Source organism: Paraburkholderia sp. BL17N1 (assembly GCF_003634175.1).
Lineage (GTDB): Bacteria > Pseudomonadota > Gammaproteobacteria > Burkholderiales > Burkholderiaceae > Paraburkholderia.
Window position 1 is genome coordinate 61,094 of sequence record NZ_RBIW01000003.1, and the last position, 18,827, is coordinate 79,920.

Annotated in this window: 13 protein-coding genes and 2 pseudogenes; 10 read left to right on the forward strand and 5 right to left on the reverse strand. The window is 59.6% G+C overall.

Annotated features, from left to right (window positions below; genetic code table 11):
* The first annotated feature begins 28 nt into the window (after window positions 1–28).
* The 3 genes from zigA to B0G82_RS36070 all read left to right on the forward strand — a co-directional run bounded on the left by zigA (window position 29) and on the right by B0G82_RS36070 (window position 3,552).
* Window positions 29–1,267, forward strand: coding sequence for a zinc metallochaperone GTPase ZigA (zigA, locus tag B0G82_RS36060; RefSeq protein WP_121311114.1), 1,239 nt, complete (start codon window positions 29–31; stop codon window positions 1,265–1,267).
* A gap of 168 nt (window positions 1,268–1,435) precedes the next feature.
* Entirely contained in the window at window positions 1,436–2,320 is an 885-nt protein-coding gene (locus B0G82_RS36065) for a metal ABC transporter solute-binding protein (RefSeq protein WP_121311115.1), read from the forward strand.
* A 221-nt stretch (window positions 2,321–2,541) separates the two neighbouring features.
* Window positions 2,542–3,552 (forward strand): GTP-binding protein, encoded by a 1,011-nt coding sequence (locus B0G82_RS36070; protein ID WP_121311116.1) that lies wholly within the window; start codon window positions 2,542–2,544, stop codon window positions 3,550–3,552.
* 62 nt (window positions 3,553–3,614) lie between these two features.
* On the opposite strand, the gene B0G82_RS36075 is transcribed toward B0G82_RS36070, so the two are convergent.
* The 3 genes from B0G82_RS36075 to B0G82_RS36085 form a co-directional block, all read right to left on the reverse strand.
* A complete protein-coding gene (locus B0G82_RS36075) occupies window positions 3,615–4,538 on the reverse strand; it encodes a high frequency lysogenization protein HflD (RefSeq protein WP_158608217.1) in 924 nt (307 codons plus the stop codon).
* Window positions 4,539–4,774: 236 nt separating this feature from the next.
* The gene (locus B0G82_RS36080; RefSeq protein WP_241975088.1) at window positions 4,775–5,383 is read right to left on the reverse strand and encodes a DUF1007 family protein; all 609 of its coding nucleotides are present in this window, start codon (window positions 5,381–5,383) and stop codon (window positions 4,775–4,777) included.
* 179 nt (window positions 5,384–5,562) lie between these two features.
* Window positions 5,563–7,953, reverse strand: a complete 2,391-nt coding sequence (locus B0G82_RS36085; RefSeq protein WP_121311118.1) for a PIG-L family deacetylase — start codon at window positions 7,951–7,953, stop codon at window positions 5,563–5,565.
* A gap of 207 nt (window positions 7,954–8,160) precedes the next feature.
* On the opposite strand from B0G82_RS36085, the gene B0G82_RS36090 reads away from it, so the two are divergent.
* Together B0G82_RS36090 and dmeF are read left to right on the forward strand one after the other, a co-directional pair.
* Window positions 8,161–8,436 carry a metal/formaldehyde-sensitive transcriptional repressor gene (locus tag B0G82_RS36090; protein ID WP_121311119.1) on the forward strand — a complete coding sequence of 92 codons (276 nt, stop codon included), beginning with the start codon at window positions 8,161–8,163 and terminating at the stop codon, window positions 8,434–8,436.
* A 6-nt stretch (window positions 8,437–8,442) separates the two neighbouring features.
* A complete protein-coding gene (dmeF, locus tag B0G82_RS36095) occupies window positions 8,443–9,690 on the forward strand; it encodes a CDF family Co(II)/Ni(II) efflux transporter DmeF (protein ID WP_121311120.1) in 1,248 nt (415 codons plus the stop codon).
* Window positions 9,691–9,840: 150 nt separating this feature from the next.
* Here dmeF and B0G82_RS36100 read toward each other — a convergent pair whose 3' ends face one another.
* Window positions 9,841–10,119: a hypothetical protein gene (locus tag B0G82_RS36100; RefSeq protein ID WP_116149525.1), complete on the reverse strand. Its 279-nt coding sequence runs from the start codon at window positions 10,117–10,119 to the stop codon at window positions 9,841–9,843.
* 857 nt (window positions 10,120–10,976) lie between these two features.
* Between B0G82_RS36100 and B0G82_RS36105 the strand changes: the two genes are divergently transcribed.
* Window positions 10,977–11,546 carry a hypothetical protein gene (locus tag B0G82_RS36105; RefSeq protein WP_116149987.1) on the forward strand — a complete coding sequence of 190 codons (570 nt, stop codon included), beginning with the start codon at window positions 10,977–10,979 and terminating at the stop codon, window positions 11,544–11,546.
* 581 nt (window positions 11,547–12,127) lie between these two features.
* Here the strand turns inward: B0G82_RS36105 and B0G82_RS36115 are convergent.
* Window positions 12,128–12,940, reverse strand: a complete 813-nt coding sequence (locus B0G82_RS36115) for a hypothetical protein (protein ID WP_241975089.1) — start codon at window positions 12,938–12,940, stop codon at window positions 12,128–12,130.
* An 803-nt stretch (window positions 12,941–13,743) separates the two neighbouring features.
* Here B0G82_RS36115 and B0G82_RS36120 point away from each other — a divergent pair.
* The 4 genes and pseudogenes from B0G82_RS36120 to B0G82_RS36135 all read left to right on the forward strand — a co-directional run.
* Entirely contained in the window at window positions 13,744–14,574 is an 831-nt protein-coding gene (locus B0G82_RS36120; protein WP_158608218.1) for an abortive infection system antitoxin AbiGi family protein, read from the forward strand.
* 204 nt (window positions 14,575–14,778) lie between these two features.
* A pseudogene (locus B0G82_RS36125) lies at window positions 14,779–16,068 on the forward strand (IS701 family transposase); the annotation flags it as partial.
* A 207-nt stretch (window positions 16,069–16,275) separates the two neighbouring features.
* A complete protein-coding gene (locus B0G82_RS36130; protein WP_116149560.1) occupies window positions 16,276–17,229 on the forward strand; it encodes an IS5 family transposase in 954 nt (317 codons plus the stop codon).
* A gap of 242 nt (window positions 17,230–17,471) precedes the next feature.
* Window positions 17,472–18,761, forward strand: a pseudogene (locus tag B0G82_RS36135) (IS701 family transposase); the annotation flags it as partial.
* Window positions 18,762–18,827: the final 66 nt, after the last annotated feature.

An 18,827-nucleotide genomic window follows, 5' to 3' on the forward strand; every position in this document is an offset into this window, starting at 1 on the left:
AACTACCAAATCACTCGCGCGATCCGTTATGAACAAACTTCCTGTCACGGTCCTTTCGGGATTTCTCGGCGCCGGCAAGACAACCCTGCTCAATCACGTGCTCAATAACCGGGAGGGAAGACGCGTTGCCGTCATCGTCAACGACATGTCCGAGGTGAACATTGATGCTCGCCTGATACGCGAAGGTGGCGCGCAGCTGTCGCGCTCCGAGGAGCGGCTGGTGGAAATGAGCAACGGCTGCATCTGCTGCACCCTGCGGGAAGACCTGCTGGTCGAGATAAGGAGGCTGGCAGCGGAAGGACGGTTCGACTATCTGTTGATTGAGTCGACGGGTATATCGGAACCGCTACCGGTTGCCGAGACGTTCACGTTCCGTGATGAGAGCGGCCTTAGCCTCTCCGACGTGGCGCAACTGGACACCATGGTCACCGTCGTCGACGCGTACAACTTTGTGCGCGACTACAGCTCACACGACCACCTGCGTGACCGGGGCGAAACGATGGGTGATGAGGACGGGCGCACCGTCGTGGATCTCATTACCGAGCAGATCGAATTTGCCGACGTGATCCTTCTCAACAAGGCGGATCTCGTCCAGCCGGAGAAGCTGACGCAACTGAAGGGCGTACTGCGCGGCCTCAATACTCGCGCGGAAATCGTCATCTCGTCGTTTGGTCAGGTACCGCTTGAAACCGTGATGGGGACCGGCTGCTTTGACTTCGACGCTGCGTCGCAGGCACCCGGATGGCTCACGGAGATGCGCGGCGAACGAATCCCCGAAAGTGATGAATACGGTATCACGAGCTTTGCATATCGGGCGCGCAGGCCTTTTCATCCAGCGCGGTTCTGGAACTGGATAAAGATGGAGTGGCCGGGTGTAGTACGTTCGAAAGGTTATTTCTGGCTCGCATCGCGCAACGACCTGGTCGGGACCTGGTCTCAGGCCGAAGCGATTTCCCGACACGGTCTGGCCGGCAGATGGTGGGCCGCGGTACCTCAAAGCCGTTGGCCGCAGGATGCTGAAAGCCGCGCGATGATCTCGGAGCGCTGGTCGGCGCCATTTGGCGACCGCCAGCAGGAACTGGTCGTCATCGGCACCGGCATCGACGAAGCTGCGCTGCGTGCAGCGTTCGATGCGTGTCTTCTGACGGATGCCGAGATGAGCGCGGGTTCGCATGAGTGGGAAAAATATGACGATCCGTTTCCTGTCTGGCCGACGCAAGGCGCGACGGAAAGTGACCGCACGGACAGCGATGCAATCGAGGCATAGGCTCGGTTCGTCTAACGCAGCCTTAACGTGATTGCTGCATCGGTCGAGAATCTTTTCCTGCTGCGCGCACTGCGCGGCTGACGTGACGGCAGCGATCCGAGTCGGCCGCCGACAAGATGATTCTGCCAAAGCACCGGCATTCTTTTACATCTATGAGTAAGGAAATTCATGAACAGGCTTGTTAACGTGCTGTACCCGGTCGTGCTTGCACTTGCACTTGGCGTCTGCGGCCAAACGGTGGCAGCGGCACCGTCGGTACCTGTCCCGGTCGTGGCGGCAGAAAATTTTTACGGTGACGTGGTCAGGCAACTCGGCGGCGACCACGTGCAGGTCACAAGCATCCTGAGCAATCCCGAGCAGGATCCGCACCTGTTTGAAGCCAGTCCGAAGACGGCGCGGGCGCTGCAGAATGCGGCGCTCGTTGTGTACAACGGCGCTGATTACGACCCGTGGATGGAAAAGCTGCTGGCGGCCTCGAAAAGGTTGGACCGCACGACAATTGTCGCGGCACAACTCACGGGACGAAAGTCCGGCGATAACCCGCATCTCTGGTACGACCCGAAGACGATGCCCGCCGTCGCGAAGGCGGTGAATACGTATCTGGTAACCACCGATCCGGCGCATAAAGGTGACTACGATGCTCGCCTGGACCGCTTTCTCAACTCGCTCAAACCGGTCGACGACAAGGTCGCTGCCCTGAAAGCGCACTACGAGCACGTGCCGGTGACAGCGACGGAGCCGGTTTTCGGTTACATGGCCAGTGCAATCGGTCTGGACATGCGCAACGAGCGCTTCCAGCTTGCAACGATGAACGATACAGAGCCGAGTGCGGCGGATATCGCGTCATTCGAGACGGATTTGACCGCTCGCCGCGTACACGTCCTGATATACAACAGCCAGGCGAGCAGTGCAATGACCCGGCACATGCTCAAGCTCGCGAGCAACTCGCACGTACCAGCGATCAGCGTGACCGAGACTTTACCCCCTGGAAAGGATTTCCAGCAGTGGATGGGTTCGCAACTCGACGCATTGTCAGCCGCACTGAAGCGCTAGCCTCTTGAAGGCTACAGATCCGCTCACCTGATGCCCGGGCCGCGCTCTTTCCCGTCCATCGTCGACGACGGTGGCGGCTGACATTGCGTGCAGAGTCATCACGTTCGCTGTCCGGCAGCCGAGGCCGCGCACTTCTCCGCGCTGGACGACACGATGCGCGAAGGCGGTCTGATCGTTATACCCCGCAGGGCCGAGCAACCTTATTTGACAGGGAATCAATCATGACCAGGCTTGCTTCAAATGAAGGCCGTATCCCGACGACAATCCTTACCGGGTTCCTCGGCAGCGGCAAGACCACGCTGCTGAACCGCGTTCTGACGGAGCATCATGGCGGACGCGTCGCTGTGATCGAAAACGAATTCGGTGAAGCGGGTATCGACAATGAACTGCTCGTGCAGGACGGCCACGAGCAGATCGTTGAGATGAACAATGGCTGCATCTGCTGCACGGTGCGGGGCGACCTTGTGCGGATCCTGGGATCGCTTGCCGAACGTCGTCGCACAGGCGAGCTTGATTTCGACCGTGTGATCATCGAGACGACCGGACTCGCCGACCCTGCTCCCGTTGCCCAGACATTCTTCGTCGACGAGACAGTGCAGGAGAACTACCTGCTCGACGCGATCGTTACGGTCGTCGACGCCAGGCATGGTAATGCACAGCTCGACGAACATCACGAAGCGCAGGAACAGGTTGGTTTCGCTGACCGTATCCTTTTGTCGAAGACCGATCTCGTCACGCCCGACGATGCAGAGGCCATTACCGCACGTCTTCGCCAGATGAACGCGCGTGCACCCATCAAGCATTCAGATTTCGGAAGGACTGATATCAGCAGGCTGCTTGATATCCGCAGTTTCGATCTCGATGCAATCCTCGAGATTGAGCCGGATTTCCTTGAAGACGTGTCCCACGAACATGATGATGACGTGTCGTCCTTTGTTTACCGCTCGACAGTCCCGCTCGATGCGGACCGGCTCGAGGAGTTCTTTGGCTCGATCGTGCAGATCTATGGCGCCGCCATGCTGCGCTACAAGGGCGTGTTGAATCTCGCTGGAGTGGAGTGCCGGATGATCTTTCAGGGCGTCCATATGATCTTTGGCGCCGACGTCGGCAAGCCGTGGCGATCCGACGAAACCCGGGAGACAAAGATTGTCTTTATTGGTCGGCAGTTGCCCCAGGACCTTCTCAGGCAGGGACTCGACGCGTGCATTAACACCGAACAGAAAAACAGATAGCCGGAAGGCGGCAGGAATCAATTCGCACTTGTGACCAGCGATGTTTGGTGATGCCGCCGCTCCTACGACAGGGACGGCGTCAGTACACCGCCGATCTGCAAAGCGATCTGAAGTGCGGCAAACGCGACGATAGCGATGCTGCCGAGCAGAGCCGCCCTTCGCTGCACGTCCGCGACGCGCGGGCCATAACGTAGTGCTAGGCGCCCAACGCCCCGGTTCAGCCCGGATGCGCCAAGACCGACAAGCGTGACGGTCACCGTGACGCCCAGCGCCATGGCCATTGTGGCTGAGATGCCTGCCTCCGGCACGTGCGCGCCCACCGAGACGACCAGCACAAAGATCGCTCCCGCACACGGCCGCATGCCCGCGCCCAGCCCGGTCAGGCAGATCTGCGATAGCATCCCATTCGTCTTCGGGATGCGAGTTGCCTTCGCCTGCACGGGCAGACGAAGTGCGGGGCGCAAGTGCACCGGCAGCCGGTGGCCGAGATAACCGCGGTCGTGATCGCCCTGGTCATTCATGGTGCTCGAGCGTCGCGGAACCAGCACGACCTTGCGGCCGCCGGAGCAGCAGTCGCGCCGCGTGGCGATCGACCAGACGGTCCAGCTTCCGGCGACGCAAAGCATCACGTAGCTGACCAGTTCAAGCGAAACAGCGCGCGCGAGTATGCCCTGAGCGCCTTCCCGCGTTACCAGAATGCTTCCCATGACCACGACGATCGCGCTGGCAGCCTGCACAGCGGCGGTCCAGCCGCTCAGGAGTATTGCCTCGCGAAGACGTGCGCCGCGCGATCCCAGGAAGGTGCCGACCACAAGCTTGCCATGACCTGGCCCGAGTGCATGTAGCACGCCGTACGCGAAAGACAGTCCGAGCAGTACCATCCATAAAGCCGGATCACGCTCTGTGCCGAGGCGCACCGTCATATCCTGGATACGGGCGTTCCAGCGTCCCTGAAGACGGACGGCGGCGAGGACTGCATGCCGCACAGGACCCGGAATCCAGTCCCGTTCCGGGTTGACATCGGTGTCTTGCGCTACGGATCCCTGTGGTGATACGGGTGACGCAGCAGCGGCCCTTGACGCTGCAATCGGCTGGCCGAAGACATCGATGCCTTGGGCCTGGGACGCAACCGGCACAGCGACGCAGAGAAAAATCACGGAGGCGATTGCGCCCCGGATTGGCAGCGCGACGCAAGTGGCCGCATAAATCCGACAGATAGCCTTCAACATGTGAGTGCCGTGGCCTGGGGAACGACAGTTCCATAAAAGACAGGGTGATGCTGGTCGGCGAAGTTCCGGGTCCTGCACGTCAAGGCAGCGCCGCTGTCGAGCGAAACGGCAGGATCCGACCCCGGGTCGTAGTCGACGTAAAACGATTCGTCCCAGACTCCGAATTGCACCCGCTTTCCTGCGACCGTAACCGGCTTCACCAGTGGCAGTGTAAAGGTGTATTCGATCCGTCCGTTTTCCACCGATACCCTGAAATCCGAAGGCTCCGCGAAATGCTGCGGTTCGCCGTCAACGAGCAGATGGCTGAAGTAGTCGGCTGGTCCCAGGGACGAGAACGCCTGCTTTTTGAAAATCGCCGTTTGCGCCGGCCCCAGCGGGCCGCTTGACGGCAGATGATCGATCCCGACCAGCATGACCGGAAAGCCCTCGGTAAAACGCCAGGTCTCCGTTATCGCGGTAATCGTCACGCCCCGCATGCGGATCTTTGCGTTGTACATGATCCAGACGTGGGGGTGCGCCACGGCAGCCGATGCGCTCAGAATGGCAAGCATCGCCAGCCAGTGCCTGATCGTCGATACAGGAAATCGTAAGGGTCGGGTCATGTGTCGCGCCAGGGAGCGTTGCAGACTTTGAAGAGCCTTTCGTGTGCCGATGCCACCCGGAGCGAAGCGGTGCACGGGAGCAGCCGCATTATCGCCTCGCCAGAACCGCGAATGAACACGCGGTGCCAATTGACAACATGTCTGTATCGATGGCGCGCACGAGGGTTGTCTGTGACGCGTCATTGACTGAGCCGCTCGAGCCACAGCGTTTCCGAGTAGATGGCGGGTAGCTGCAACTGTGCTTCCGGACGGTCATTGCCCTCACGTCGATCGATGTCGTATTGCAAAAGCGTCGCCTGGCCACCGGAAAAATGCGTATTGTCGAGTATCGCGTCTGTGCGCCGGTAGAAGGCCAGCGTCGTATGACTGCCGCTGTAAAGCAGGGCGGGACTCGAGTCCTGCCACGGCTCGTCGGGCAGGGAAACAAGCAGAACTGGCGCTGCTTCGATGTCGGACGATTCCCATACGTCGACACCGCCCGGTTCAGAAAAGCGGGGCACCGTCATGACAATTGCGTTGTTCGCGTCCCCCGGATGGTGGTCAGTAGAGAACTTCGTTGTGGCAGGCTGGAATACCGGCGGCAAAAGCGACGTGTTGCCAGCATGCCAGTGTCCATTGGAAAAGCCGAACGGGATGACGGCGATGCGCGCCCCCTCGCTGGCGGGCTGGACGGCGAGAAAGGATGCCGAATCCGTCCCTTGGGCGCGCACCGCGAGCAGACGCAGATCGAACCGGAACCGATCATCTTCCAGCACCCTTGCCTGTTGAATGTGGCCGGTCCCGTCGTCGCCTACCGCCCACAATTCGGCGCCTTTGTCGGACTTTTGCATCGCGAGCAGTATCCTCCGCCGCATTTGCGCATTGTTCGAGAACGCGATGTACTGCTGCGTGCGTCCAGTGGGTATCCGCTGGTCACTCTGAAACCACAGTGCCGGCGCTTCGAAATCGCGGCCCGTGCTTCGCAGCAACCAGAACGCAGTGCCGCCCAGGCGCGGCGTGATAACCATCAGGTCCGCGCGGCCGTCGCCGTCGAAATCTCCGAGCACGAACCGGGCGCTATCGAAGCACAGCGTGTCTTCGCCACAGGTTGCAGTGATCGCCCGGCTGTCGAACGGGACAGCATTGGCATACCAGCGTACAGGCCGCTCTCCGGCCTGCAATTTCTGCACGTAGACGTCGAAGCCCGGGCCGTCGGCTCGCCGCTGTACATACACGGCGGAGGGTGCGCCCTGCCCGGTCACGTCCTCATACATTGCGCCGGTGAGTCGCAGATCAGTGGGCCACGCTGGTCGCAACGCCGACCACCGGTATCGCGTCGTCAGCGATGCGCAGCCACGAAGGTTCAGCCGCCCGTCTTCTTCTCCGAGGCAGCGCCGCGAAGGCGTGAAGATCAGACCGAAGTCCCATGGCGTCCACCGTTGTGACGGTTCCCATTGCTCGCACCTCGCTTCGGCGAGCGTGCCGTCGTGCTCGGCAACACATTGTCCTGTCGCCGCCGAAACAAGGGCGGCGTCGTGCTCGTTGCCCGGATAGGTCGTTCTGGGTTCCCATGTCCATTGCTGCTGCATCGAACCATTACATGGTGCGAGAACCGGCTCGCGCCCGTTGCCTGCTGAGGCCAGACACCGGCTCGATGCGGCGTTGAAGAGTACTGACGGCGTGCCGACGAAATCCGGCCTGACATGCGCCGTCGAGTCGTCGTGCGCGTACTGGCGCTGCACCCAATCGCCATTCCACTCGTATTCGCCGAACACCTGCGCCACATCCCCACCGTCGACGGAGAAATAGGTCGCGGCCACATCACGTTTGCGTTGCGCATCTTCTCCCGACAGGTTGACCGGCCAGTTTCCCGTCGGATAGGTGACGAAATACGAGATAGGGACGGCGTGAGCAAGGGATTGGGCGACGTGCCGGGTAATGCGCGCGGCGTATATGTGATCCGGGTGTTCGATGAAGGGGACCGTATCAGGATTAAGCGTGTAGATGCGCGTGGCACCTTCGAGGATCGATCTGAGCGTCGCGGAAAGCGAGTCGCGCGTGTAGCGACCAGGCGCAATCTCGCCGTGTCCCATCGGATAGGTGGTAAGCGTTGCGCCCTGGTCCCACAGCAGCCCGAGCGGGACGCGGCCGCCCCGGACAGCACCGCCTGGCAGGCGTAGTTCAAGCAGCCGCACGCGCGGCTGCTGTTTCAGCCGGAGCTCGAATACCGGCTCGCCGGCAATCCGGATGGTCGACTCGTCCCAGTCGTTGACGACGCCCGCCAAACGGGCATAGGCAAGCCGCGTTCCCTCCTCGCGTTTCTGCACGTAGTCAAAGCTTGCGCCGTTCGCCCCACCGATCAGATGGACGACCGTAACGCACCATCCCGCGTGCAACCGCTCACTGATTGCTGGTTCGACAAAGAGCAGGTCGTCGTCGAGGTGTGCGACGACAGTAACGGCGGTTCCAGCGCTGCAATCGGGGGCTGCAGCCTGAGCGTTCGCCGGGAAGATGAAGAACGCAACGATGGAAAAAAGGAGAAAGCCAAGCTGGAGTAATCGCCGACGGTCAAAACGGTCATTGGAGCGCATGCATTGGTTCCCGCTGTCCTGATCCGGTGATGGATCCGATTGAGTGGCCACCCGGCCGCCGTGCCACGATACCCGTCGTATTCGCATCGTACCGATAAATAGCTGGCAACCCCGCTGGCACTAAAATCTGCGATAGTGCTCGATACCCCTACCCCCTATGATAGACTTCCTGAAATTGTATACCCCAAGGGGTATATGGAGAACACTATGAGTCACACGGTTCAGGAAAAACAGAAACTGCTTAATAGGGTCCGCCGTATCAAGGGACAGGTCGAAGCCGTTGAGCGGGCGCTCGAGGAAGAGCACGGCTGCGCGGACGTGCTGCAACGGATCACGAGTTGTCGCGGGGCTATGAACGGTCTTCTCGCGGTTGTGCTGGAAGACCACATCAGGAACCACCTCATCGACGCGGAAAACGGCGAGGAGGATGGTGCCACCGCGACGGAACAACTCATCGAAGTTGTTCACAGCTATTTCAAATAGTCAGAAATGGTTGATTTCAAAGACGCCGCATTCGGCGCAGGACATGACCACATCTTTCTGGGTGTTGGTCACGAAAAGAACGAGCGCAAGACGTGGGCCGTGATCGCATTGTGCAGCGCTATGATGCTTGTTGAGATCGTCGGCGGCAGTATGTTCGGTTCGCTGGCGCTTGTCGCCGACGGTCTGCACATGTCGACGCATGCCGGCGCAATGCTCATTGCAGCCCTTGCGTACAGCTATGCGCGCAAACACGCCACCGACTCCCGCTTCGTGTTCGGTACAGGTAAGCTCGGCGATCTTGCGGGCTTTACGAGTGCCATCGTGCTCGCGATGATTGCGCTTCTGATTGGCTACGAAGCGGCATCGCGTTTCCTGTCGCCGGTACCCATCCATTTTGGTGAGGCAATTCCCATCGCGGCGGTCGGCCTGTTTGTCAACCTGGCGAGCGTGTGGCTATTGAACGGCGGCGATCACGATCATGGTCATGATGACCACGCTCATGAGGAGGAAGTCCAGAAGATTTTCGCCCCATCCGGCGTGTTTGCCGTTTCCATCTTCGAGGACGGCGTGCCACCCGTTTTCCGCATTACGCCAGCGACGCAGACTTCACGACTGGACGCTACTGCGGTGTCCGTTACCACGGTGCAGCCCGATGGGACACAACAAGTGTTCGCGCTGGCGGACCGCGGAGACTATCTGGAATCGAAGGAAGACATTCCGGAGCCACACTCCTTCAAAGCCATCGTTCGGATGCCGGACGGCGAGTTCGGAGTCGAATTCGAAGAACATGAACACCACGACGACGCGGATGAAGCAGCGACTCGCGACCATAACATCGGGGCCGCGTACATCCATGTGATGGCGGATGCGGCGGTCTCCGTGCTGGCCATCATCGGCCTCGTATTGGCACGCGCATTTGGCTGGCTCTGGATGGACCCGCTCGCCGGCATCATCGGTGCGCTGGTGATTGCAAACTGGTCGTACGGCTTGATGCGGGACACCGGTGCAATCCTGCTAGACATGAACTGCGACCGGCGGATGGCAGAGAATGTTCGTCACGCGATCGAGGACCTCGGCGACAAGGTGGTTGACCTGCATGTATGGCGGGTGGGCCCCGGTCACATGAGCGCGGTGGTGTCAGTGGCAACAGGTGAAACCCAGCGAGACTCTCGCTTCTATCATGCGGTGCTTGGGCGCTTCATGGGTTTGTCTCATGTCACCGTCGAGGTCCAACCGTTACAGACGGCCGCCTGACACAGGTGTTGACCAAGACCGTCAAAGGAAGCCACGCGGCCGCTTGCGGTGATGAATTGACGTCCGGATGTCCGAACTAGGGCGGTAGCGAACGACCCTTTGGCCGGAAAGCGACCGAACTCGAGAAACTCCTCCTCGGGCAGATCACATTCAGCCCCCGTCCCCACCACCGCGCGCGGGACGATCTTCGTCCCGCGGCCATCTCAGGGCGTTGCTTGCCATTCGACTTTGGTATGTATTGCCGCTGTCGAACAGACAACGCTTGGCACGCTCCATTGTGTAGGCGGCAATGATGCGGTCCTGCTGGTCACTGCCCACGCGCGCATACACCGCTTCGCCCAGCGTTTCAATGAAGTCGTCGCGGCTGCCGCCCATCAGGCAGTCCGCGCTGTTTTCGAGGTCGTCCCTGAACTGTTCTACATCGTCCATGCTGGCGCTCCCCGAAGTTGGTCCGGCGTGGCCGGATGGTACGGGCGATCGCCGGCCTGCGGGCAGTCGTGAAAGTACCTGTTCCAGGGCGACCCGTACATAGAGCGCCGTCTGGTGCGTCAAGTGTAAGCGCGATTTCTCGCACACGTAGTTTCTCGTAAGCCGAAAGCGCAGCATGTGTGTCCGCAACCAAATCAGTGGGCACACCCTCATGCAGGACAACCTGGACGATTTCCTGCCGCTGCGAGTAATAGGCGTCAACGCAGACGGCAAACGCAGATTCGATGACCGCGAGATGTTGATTTGCACGGAATCCTGACCCACGATTACTGCGTAGGGTGGGTCAGGATTCCGTGCAAATCAACACCGACCGCTTCAGACGTGGGTCGGGCCAAGATAAGCCTTTCGCATTATCGGCGCCAAAGTCCGATTCCGCGTCCATTCCAAATGTTCGAACAAACTTGCGCATCGTTTGCGTGGGCCGTGCGGAAACATCACGGTCGCTGATGAGTGCTGTCGTCAAGCGAGCAGCTCTGGCACGTGGCGACGCGCTTTCCCTCGTTTCCACCGCGCCTCCCGCGCGGGCCGGGCAGGCTGACGCAGGCGACCAGGGCGATGTGCGCCGCCCGCCCGATGCGCGCCATTTTTTCCGCATACCGTCGACGCACGGTTAACGATTTCTTCATGTTCTGTCGATGGCACTGGCTCGCGCTTCTGACACCATGAAACAGGTCAACGTGAGCGGCGCGGTGCGCCGCCGCTGGCCAGCCTCTGCCCGACGCTCTGTGCCCGTGCATGCGCCCCGACATCACGCGCACGCCAGCGAAGCGGCCACGGTCAATGACAAGGAGATGAACATGAAAAGCAAGCGTTTGACCTGTGCGGCGGCCGTTGCGGCCACCCTTCTGTCGTTGAGCGGTGCGGCGCATGCCAACGGCCCCACCTGTTCCAATGAAACGCTGAGAGGCCTGTATGGATTTAGCGCCCAAGGCGAAATACTCGGCATCATCGGCACGGATGGTGCGGTTCACTACGCGAAGTCGAGGCTGCTGCTCAACGACGTCGCTGTCGTCGTCTTCGACGGTAACGGCAATTTCACGCGCAACGATGCGGGCAATGTCGGCGGCTTGCCGAAAACGGGCGGCGCCTTCAATTCCGTGCAGTTCGGCACCTACAAGGTAAATAGCGATTGCACGGGAACGATGACGATCAACTACGGCACGAAAGCGAGTCCCGCTGGCGTGGTGCTCGTCGTGAATATCGTTATCTCGTCGGATGCGACACTGGTGATCGGCGAAATGACCAGTGAGACGGTCCCCTTCGCTGCTGCGCCTCCCACCGTCGATGGCACGTGTGGGAACCCGTGCTCCGAAGCGGTGCAAATCAGTTTCGAGGGCAAAAAGGTGCTCGCCTACGGATTCCGTTAGGCGGACGGACTGGACAAGTCGACGCTTGCCGCTGTGGTTTGCGCAGGCCGCCCGGCGCGCGGCTTGCGCTGGCGCAGCGGCGCGCTCGCCCGCTCGAGGTTGCGGCAGACGCGCCCCTCGAAACTGCCGATTTGATCGCATCTGCCCCCACGGTCCGTTGAGGGTCGGGCGCCGCTGGCCATCGACCGGCAAGGACCGGCCACAACCCGCCGCTCACATGCGTTTCGATCGGACGTCAGGTGTCACGTGCACCCTGTAACCGGCCATCCGGCTATCAAAGACGAACGCGCTTTCTCGGCCAGAGCCGACGCTCGCCGATCGGAGTCGTTCGGCTGCTGTAGATCACATTGCTGACTTTCGCTAACCGGCGTCGGCGAATGTCGGCTGTCCCTGTCCGTGAATGAGTCTTCTCGACCCACTCCGGTCAGACAACTTTCTCCAAACCGGTCAGTCAGCCAAATTCAGTTTTTGCAAACGGGAGTGCCACTAAGCGGCCGTTGGCGACCTCACCCAATCGGCCAGGAAAGGACGGTCGCCAGTGCAATCGGCGGGCCGTTTGTGCGGCGGCTTCGGCTCCGACATCAGCCATTCGCGATTGGCGGGTAACCCCACGGGATAGATTGCAGATTTTTGATGGGAGGCAGTTGCGTGCGCCAAAACGACTGACCTTTTTCTTCGTCAAGCTGGTGACACAACGCATAAACCACCACGTCAGCAAGTTGCAACAGCGGATCCTCAGCGGTAGTACTGATTCGTGGCGAAAACTGAAACACTGAACCAGGCGCGGCTCCGATGTCGGAAAAGCCCTGCAGCAGGTTGTGCGCCTGCCTACTGCCATTGCCAAAGAGTTTTGCTTGTGTCTTATCCGCTGAGGCAACGATTTCCACGGCATTGAATCTCGACAACTTGCGATCAGCCCAGGGAACAATCATGGACGTTTGCGAGAGTAGGCTAATAAGCCCTTTGGGGTCGTGGTGGACCGCAAGGTCTATTGGATTCGCCTGTTGTTGATCAGATAGCGTTAGCGTATCGCCCAGTTTTGCGGAGAACTCGCTAGGACGTGCGTGAGCGAACTTCACGTGCATGCCGTAGTTGTTCAGCAACAGCAAACAGCGAAGCACGGTGTTCTGCGCGTCTTCCCGCGTGAGATGGCCTAGCCCAGCCTTCTCCCGTTGATGAAATCCAAAGAGTACGCGGCAATGAAGCGGCGTGCTACGCGGTATCTTGAAGCCGTCCTTTATGCGATCTAGCTCCCGGGTGATTACCCCGATACGCGAGCGCCGCAGGCCGATCAGCACGTATCCGCAAATGTCGTTGAACTGGCAATCGTCGCCGAAGGCCACATACGTCGAATCGGATGCATTACCCACTTGAATGGTTTTCGTGTCCGTCATGCGATGGGCACCGTTCGAGGTTGATTACTTACGCCCGTCAGAGCCATCCAAGTTCCCTCATTGCGTGGTCGATCACGGTTTCCCATTGTGGCGGGGAGGGTTTTCGCCGCTCGCCTGTACGCCGGGAATTCTCCGGCAGTCCGCTCACTACCTTTCGATGAGCGATCCAGCACGACGACATGACGCGCCCGTGCGACGCCCGCACGTTTGCCTGTAGTGCTTTGTAGGTCGTTCTCATTGTGATCTCCGCTGGGTGTGTAATCGTAGTCACCCCAACGGGCGGACTGCAAGCACGAAAATGTTGATGTTGGTCGATCGATACGCCGATCTTTGCACGGGCATCTGTCGCCGCGAGATAAGTATGCGTACCGTTATATCAACCGCCGCCCCAGCCGCATCCGACTTACCGGCCGACTCACCAGTGAGTTTCCTTGAGTGACGTGCACCACCGACAACATCGACGGCCCTACCGCCGCTGTACCTCTCGCAAACGGACATCCGTTTACCGGCACGTGGAAGTCTGTTCGAGGGCGCGTGTCGTCGATCAAAACCAGTAGAGAACGCGCCGCCATTGCGAGTTGCGTGAGACAGTGTGCGGCCAAGCATGAGCCATTTGCGGGAAGGTCCTTCGTGATATTCAAGCGTCAGCGGCAACCCTTAATGCGATCATTCTGCTGATATCATCCGCCCGCATAGGCGACACGCTGCCGGATCAGCCATGAAGGGGCACTCGACGGTGCGGTCCCGCTTCTTACGCTGGCATGGCGAAGGTCAACCCCCATTTTTCGACAGCAAATCACGCAATGACTACTAGCATCCAGTTTCTCCATGTCATGAGAGATCGAACCTACTTGGAGCAGGCGCTTAGAGAGGGGCTGATGCTCACCGACCACCCAGTGACCTTCGGTCCGATCGACTTCACCGACGCCGCCGCATTGGAAATGCATGATTATTTTCTAACCGCGGTTTTGAAGCGGGCGGAGGCTCTCGGTGCTACGAAAGAGCTTAATCTTAACAAGTTGACCTACGGGATGGGCCTGATATCGGGAAAGATCCCGATGATCTGTTTCAGCGAAGTACAGGCGGGGCGCGACCTCCTTGCTCACTATCTGAATTTCGGTACTTATGGCGTGGTCGTTAGCCGAGCATGGCTGGAGTCAAACGGCGGGGATCGTGTGCTCTACACAGGTCCCAACTCTGCCGTCACTCAGCGCCTGCACCGTCTCTTCATTGATCACCAAGTCGCAGGAATACACGCTGACGGCGGTGAACTGCTATTCAACGACGACACTCTGAAGCCAATCCTTGATTTGCTCGCGTACGTACAAGGGCGCAACCAGCTCATTGAAACCGAGTGGCGTATAGCCGGAGAACACGGCTTTACGGGAGGGCTACGCACTTCGGGAGAACGTATCGCGCTTCCACTCGATGCTATCGAAGCCGTCCTCGTTCACAAAATAGAGGACAAGGTTCAGTTCGAGGACATCCTGAAGTCATTAGATGGGGCTTCAACCGCAGCACGCTTGCCACCGGTTCTCTGCCAGCCCCCACATCTGCCTCCCCCAGCAGTTGCTCCGGGTGACGATAGCTCAGCAGCTCTCGAATATGTCCGTAAGAGAAGCGGACGGTCCTGAATTACCGGAACCTGAAGACGGATAGGTCATTGCGCATATAAATTCTCTCGAGTGGCCCGAGCAACCGACTTGCTCAGTACACTTTACTACAAGCACGGTAAGACGTGGGACCAGTTAATCTTACTGTGTCACAAAACTAACAATAGCGATATTGCTTTGTTTGTCCTCATATAATGAGGATACCCAGGCATAGAGCGAGAAGCAATGGACGCACAAATGCGGTTTGAGCAGTACATTGAGCATTTGTCTGGCGGCTTGGGTCATGCGGATCGCCACTCAGGACTGAGGGGCTACTGCACAGGCCTGATGTTGCCGTTGACGCGCAAGAGCGTCGAGCCGATGGCCGCAAGCGTGGATCCGCTTCACGCCAGCGCCCGGCATCAGGCTTTGCACCACTTTGTGGCCAAAGCCGACTGGTCAGACGACGAGCTACTTCTCCGGGTCAGCCAGTGGGTCGTGCCGCGGATGGATTTTTCCGGCGGCGGCTTCTGGATTGTGGACGACACGGGATTTCCAAAGAAGGGCCGCCATTCCGTAGGTGTGGCGCGTCAATACTGCGGGGTGCTGGGGAAACAGGATAATTGCCAGGTCGCGGTCAGTGTGTCACTGGCCTGCGAGCAGGCCAGCATTCCGGTTGCGTGGCAGCTCTATGTGCCGCGTGAATGGGCAGAGGATGATGAGCGGCGCGAGAAAGCCGGCATTCCCGCGCAGATCGGGTTTGAGACGAAGGCGCAGATTGCATTGCGACAGATTGAGGCTCTGCTGGCTGCGGGTGCGCCCCGACATTGCGTACTGGCCGATGCAGGCTATGGAATAGATAACGCCTTCCGGCAACGTCTGGACGATCTGGGCTTGTCTTATGTGGTCGGCATCACATCGGCTCTCGTGGTCTGGCCACCGGGCGTCGAACCATTGCCGCCCAAACCGTATGGCGGCATGGGCCGCCCGCCTGTGGTACCGCGCCGCACACGCGCCCGACAGCCGGTGAACGTGAAGGACCTGGCGCATTCACTGCCTGCTACTGCCTTCACCACGCTCAGTTGGCGGGAGGGGTCGAACGAAACGCTCAGCGGACGTTTCGCCGCGGTGCGCGTGCGTCACGCGGGCGGCAATACCGGCAAGGCGAGATTGCGCCCCGAGCAATGGCTGCTCATCGAGTGGCCCGCCGGCGACGCTGACCCGCTGAAATACTATCTGTCCAACCTGCCGGCTGATACTGCGCTGGAGCAACTCGTGGCGCATGCACACATGCGTTGGCGTATCGAACGTGATTACCAGGATCTGAAGCAGGAGCTGGGGCTGGGACACTACGAAGGCCGGGGATGGCGTGGGTTTCACCACCACGCTGCACTGGCGATCGCGGCCTACGGGTTCCTTCTCTCAGAGCGTCTCGCTACCGGTACCCCGGTCAGCGCCAAAAAAAACTTCGCAGCACGCCAGACACCTGCGGTTCCCGACGATTACATTGCGCGGGGAAGTCCGACGCGCACAGCGCCACACGGCTGACTCGATTGCCACCATCCGCTACGAACTTACGGTGCGACTGGTCGCGGGGCTCGACGCCTGTCCATGCTGCCGAAGGCTGGGAAGACGTCTTTATTTTATGACACAGTAAGATTAAGGAAGGTCTGCAGAAGTCCTGGCATTGTGTTGCTGCTGAGCTATCCTGGAAACAGAGCTAATTGGGTGCGGAGCAGTGTGATGACGCAACTTGGTCTTGGTCTGGATCTGTCAACGAAGCGCACGCGCAAGCGGGAATTTCTCGATGAGATGCGACGCGTTGTGCCTTGGTTGAAGCTGATTGCGCTGATCGAGCCGCACTATCCCACGGGCAAAACCGGTCGGCCGCCGTTCCCGATTGCGACGATGCTGCAGATTCATTTCATGCAGCAATGGTTCGGTTTGTCAGACCCTGCTATGGAAGAGGCACTCTATGACGTGCCGCTGTATCGCGAGTTCGCGGGTCTCGACGGCGGGATGGTTCGCTTGCCGGATGAAAGCACGATTCTTCGGTTCCGCCATCTGCTGGAAACGCACGGACTGGCGGTGCAAATGCTGGCGCTGGTCAATGAAATCCTGACGGAGAAAGGCCTGATGCTCAAGGCTGGTTCGGCAGTCGACGCCACCCTGATTGCCGCGCCCAGTTCGACAAAGAATGGCTCCGGCACGCGCGATCCTGAAATGCAATCGACGCAGAAAGGTGGTAACTGGTACTTCGGGATGAAAATGCATATCGGCGTGGACGCCGACTCGGGCCTTGTCCATACGGTCATTGGAACGGCGGCCAATGTTCACGACATCACGGTAGCCCAGGCGTTGCTGCATGGTGAAGAAACGGATGTGTACGCGGACGCCGGATATCTGGGTATCGAAAAGCGATGTGAGGCTGACGCGGTTCGTTGGCATGTTGCAATGCGACCGGCAAAGCGAAGGAAACTGGATCTGAGTGATTCGCTGGACGCGATATACGATCAGATCGAACGCCTGAAGGCGGGTATCCGGGCCAAGGTCGAACACCCGTTTCGCATCCTCAAACGGCAGTTCGGTTACATGAAGACCCGCTATCGTGGTTTGATGAAGAACACCGCCCAGATCACCACGCTGTTTGCTTTGGGCAATCTATGGATGGCACGTAGAGCTTTGCGCAAAGCTTGAAACACCGGGCCGATGAAGGCCATATATCTGGTTGGAGCGCTCCGGTGCGCGGAAAAAACTCCGGCAATCAACTCACCGACAAAAATCTGAACGCCGAGGCCGCGCAGGATGTGAAAGATAACGCTTCAAAAAGCGGGTTGTGCAGACCTTCCTTAATCTTACTGTGTCACAAAACTAACAATAGCGATATTGCTTTGTTTGTCCTCATATAATGAGGATACCCAGGCATAGAGCGAGAAGCAATGGACGCACAAATGCGGTTTGAGCAGTACATTGAGCATTTGTCTGGCGGCTTGGGTCATGCGGATCGCCACTCAGGACTGAGGGGCTACTGCACAGGCCTGATGTTGCCGTTGACGCGCAAGAGCGTCGAGCCGATGGCCGCAAGCGTGGATCCGCTTCACGCCAGCGCCCGGCATCAGGCTTTGCACCACTTTGTGGCCAAAGCCGACTGGTCAGACGACGAGCTACTTCTCCGGGTCAGCCAGTGGGTCGTGCCGCGGATGGATTTTTCCGGCGGCGGCTTCTGGATTGTGGACGACACGGGATTTCCAAAGAAGGGCCGCCATTCCGTAGGTGTGGCGCGTCAATACTGCGGGGTGCTGGGGAAACAGGATAATTGCCAGGTCGCGGTCAGTGTGTCACTGGCCTGCGAGCAGGCCAGCATTCCGGTTGCGTGGCAGCTCTATGTGCCGCGTGAATGGGCAGAGGATGATGAGCGGCGCGAGAAAGCCGGCATTCCCGCGCAGATCGGGTTTGAGACGAAGGCGCAGATTGCATTGCGACAGATTGAGGCTCTGCTGGCTGCGGGTGCGCCCCGACATTGCGTACTGGCCGATGCAGGCTATGGAATAGATAACGCCTTCCGGCAACGTCTGGACGATCTGGGCTTGTCTTATGTGGTCGGCATCACATCGGCTCTCGTGGTCTGGCCACCGGGCGTCGAACCATTGCCGCCCAAACCGTATGGCGGCATGGGCCGCCCGCCTGTGGTACCGCGCCGCACACGCGCCCGACAGCCGGTGAACGTGAAGGACCTGGCGCATTCACTGCCTGCTACTGCCTTCACCACGCTCAGTTGGCGGGAGGGGTCGAACGAAACGCTCAGCGGACGTTTCGCCGCGGTGCGCGTGCGTCACGCGGGCGGCAATACCGGCAAGGCGAGATTGCGCCCCGAGCAATGGCTGCTCATCGAGTGGCCCGCCGGCGACGCTGACCCGCTGAAATACTATCTGTCCAACCTGCCGGCTGATACTGCGCTGGAGCAACTCGTGGCGCATGCACACATGCGTTGGCGTATCGAACGTGATTACCAGGATCTGAAGCAGGAGCTGGGGCTGGGACACTACGAAGGCCGGGGATGGCGTGGGTTTCACCACCACGCTGCACTGGCGATCGCGGCCTACGGGTTCCTTCTCTCAGAGCGTCTCGCTACCGGTACCCCGGTCAGCGCCAAAAAAAACTTCGCAGCACGCCAGACACCTGCGGTTCCCGACGATTACATTGCGCGGGGAAGTCCGACGCGCACAGCGCCACACGGCTGACTCGATTGCCACCATCCGCTACGAACTTACGGTGCGACTGGTCGCGGGGCTCGA

Excerpts from the sequence above, each read along its gene's own strand:
- zigA (WP_121311114.1), top strand. The coding sequence starts at position 29 with ATGAACAAACTTCCTGTCACGGTCCTTTCGGGATTTCTCGGCGCCGGC.
- B0G82_RS36065 (WP_121311115.1), top strand. The coding sequence starts at position 1,436 with ATGAACAGGCTTGTTAACGTGCTGTACCCGGTCGTGCTTGCACTTGCA.
- B0G82_RS36070 (WP_121311116.1), top strand. The coding sequence starts at position 2,542 with ATGACCAGGCTTGCTTCAAATGAAGGCCGTATCCCGACGACAATCCTT.
- B0G82_RS36080 (WP_241975088.1), bottom strand. The coding sequence starts at position 5,383 with ATGACCCGACCCTTACGATTTCCTGTATCGACGATCAGGCACTGGCTG.
- B0G82_RS36085 (WP_121311118.1), bottom strand. The coding sequence starts at position 7,953 with ATGCGCTCCAATGACCGTTTTGACCGTCGGCGATTACTCCAGCTTGGC.
- B0G82_RS36090 (WP_121311119.1), top strand. The coding sequence starts at position 8,161 with ATGAGTCACACGGTTCAGGAAAAACAGAAACTGCTTAATAGGGTCCGC.
- dmeF (WP_121311120.1), top strand. The coding sequence starts at position 8,443 with ATGGTTGATTTCAAAGACGCCGCATTCGGCGCAGGACATGACCACATC.
- B0G82_RS36100 (WP_116149525.1), bottom strand. The coding sequence starts at position 10,119 with ATGGACGATGTAGAACAGTTCAGGGACGACCTCGAAAACAGCGCGGAC.
- B0G82_RS36105 (WP_116149987.1), top strand. The coding sequence starts at position 10,977 with ATGAAAAGCAAGCGTTTGACCTGTGCGGCGGCCGTTGCGGCCACCCTT.
- B0G82_RS36115 (WP_241975089.1), bottom strand. The coding sequence starts at position 12,940 with ATGACGGACACGAAAACCATTCAAGTGGGTAATGCATCCGATTCGACG.
- B0G82_RS36120 (WP_158608218.1), top strand. The coding sequence starts at position 13,744 with ATGACTACTAGCATCCAGTTTCTCCATGTCATGAGAGATCGAACCTAC.
- B0G82_RS36130 (WP_116149560.1), top strand. The coding sequence starts at position 16,276 with ATGACGCAACTTGGTCTTGGTCTGGATCTGTCAACGAAGCGCACGCGC.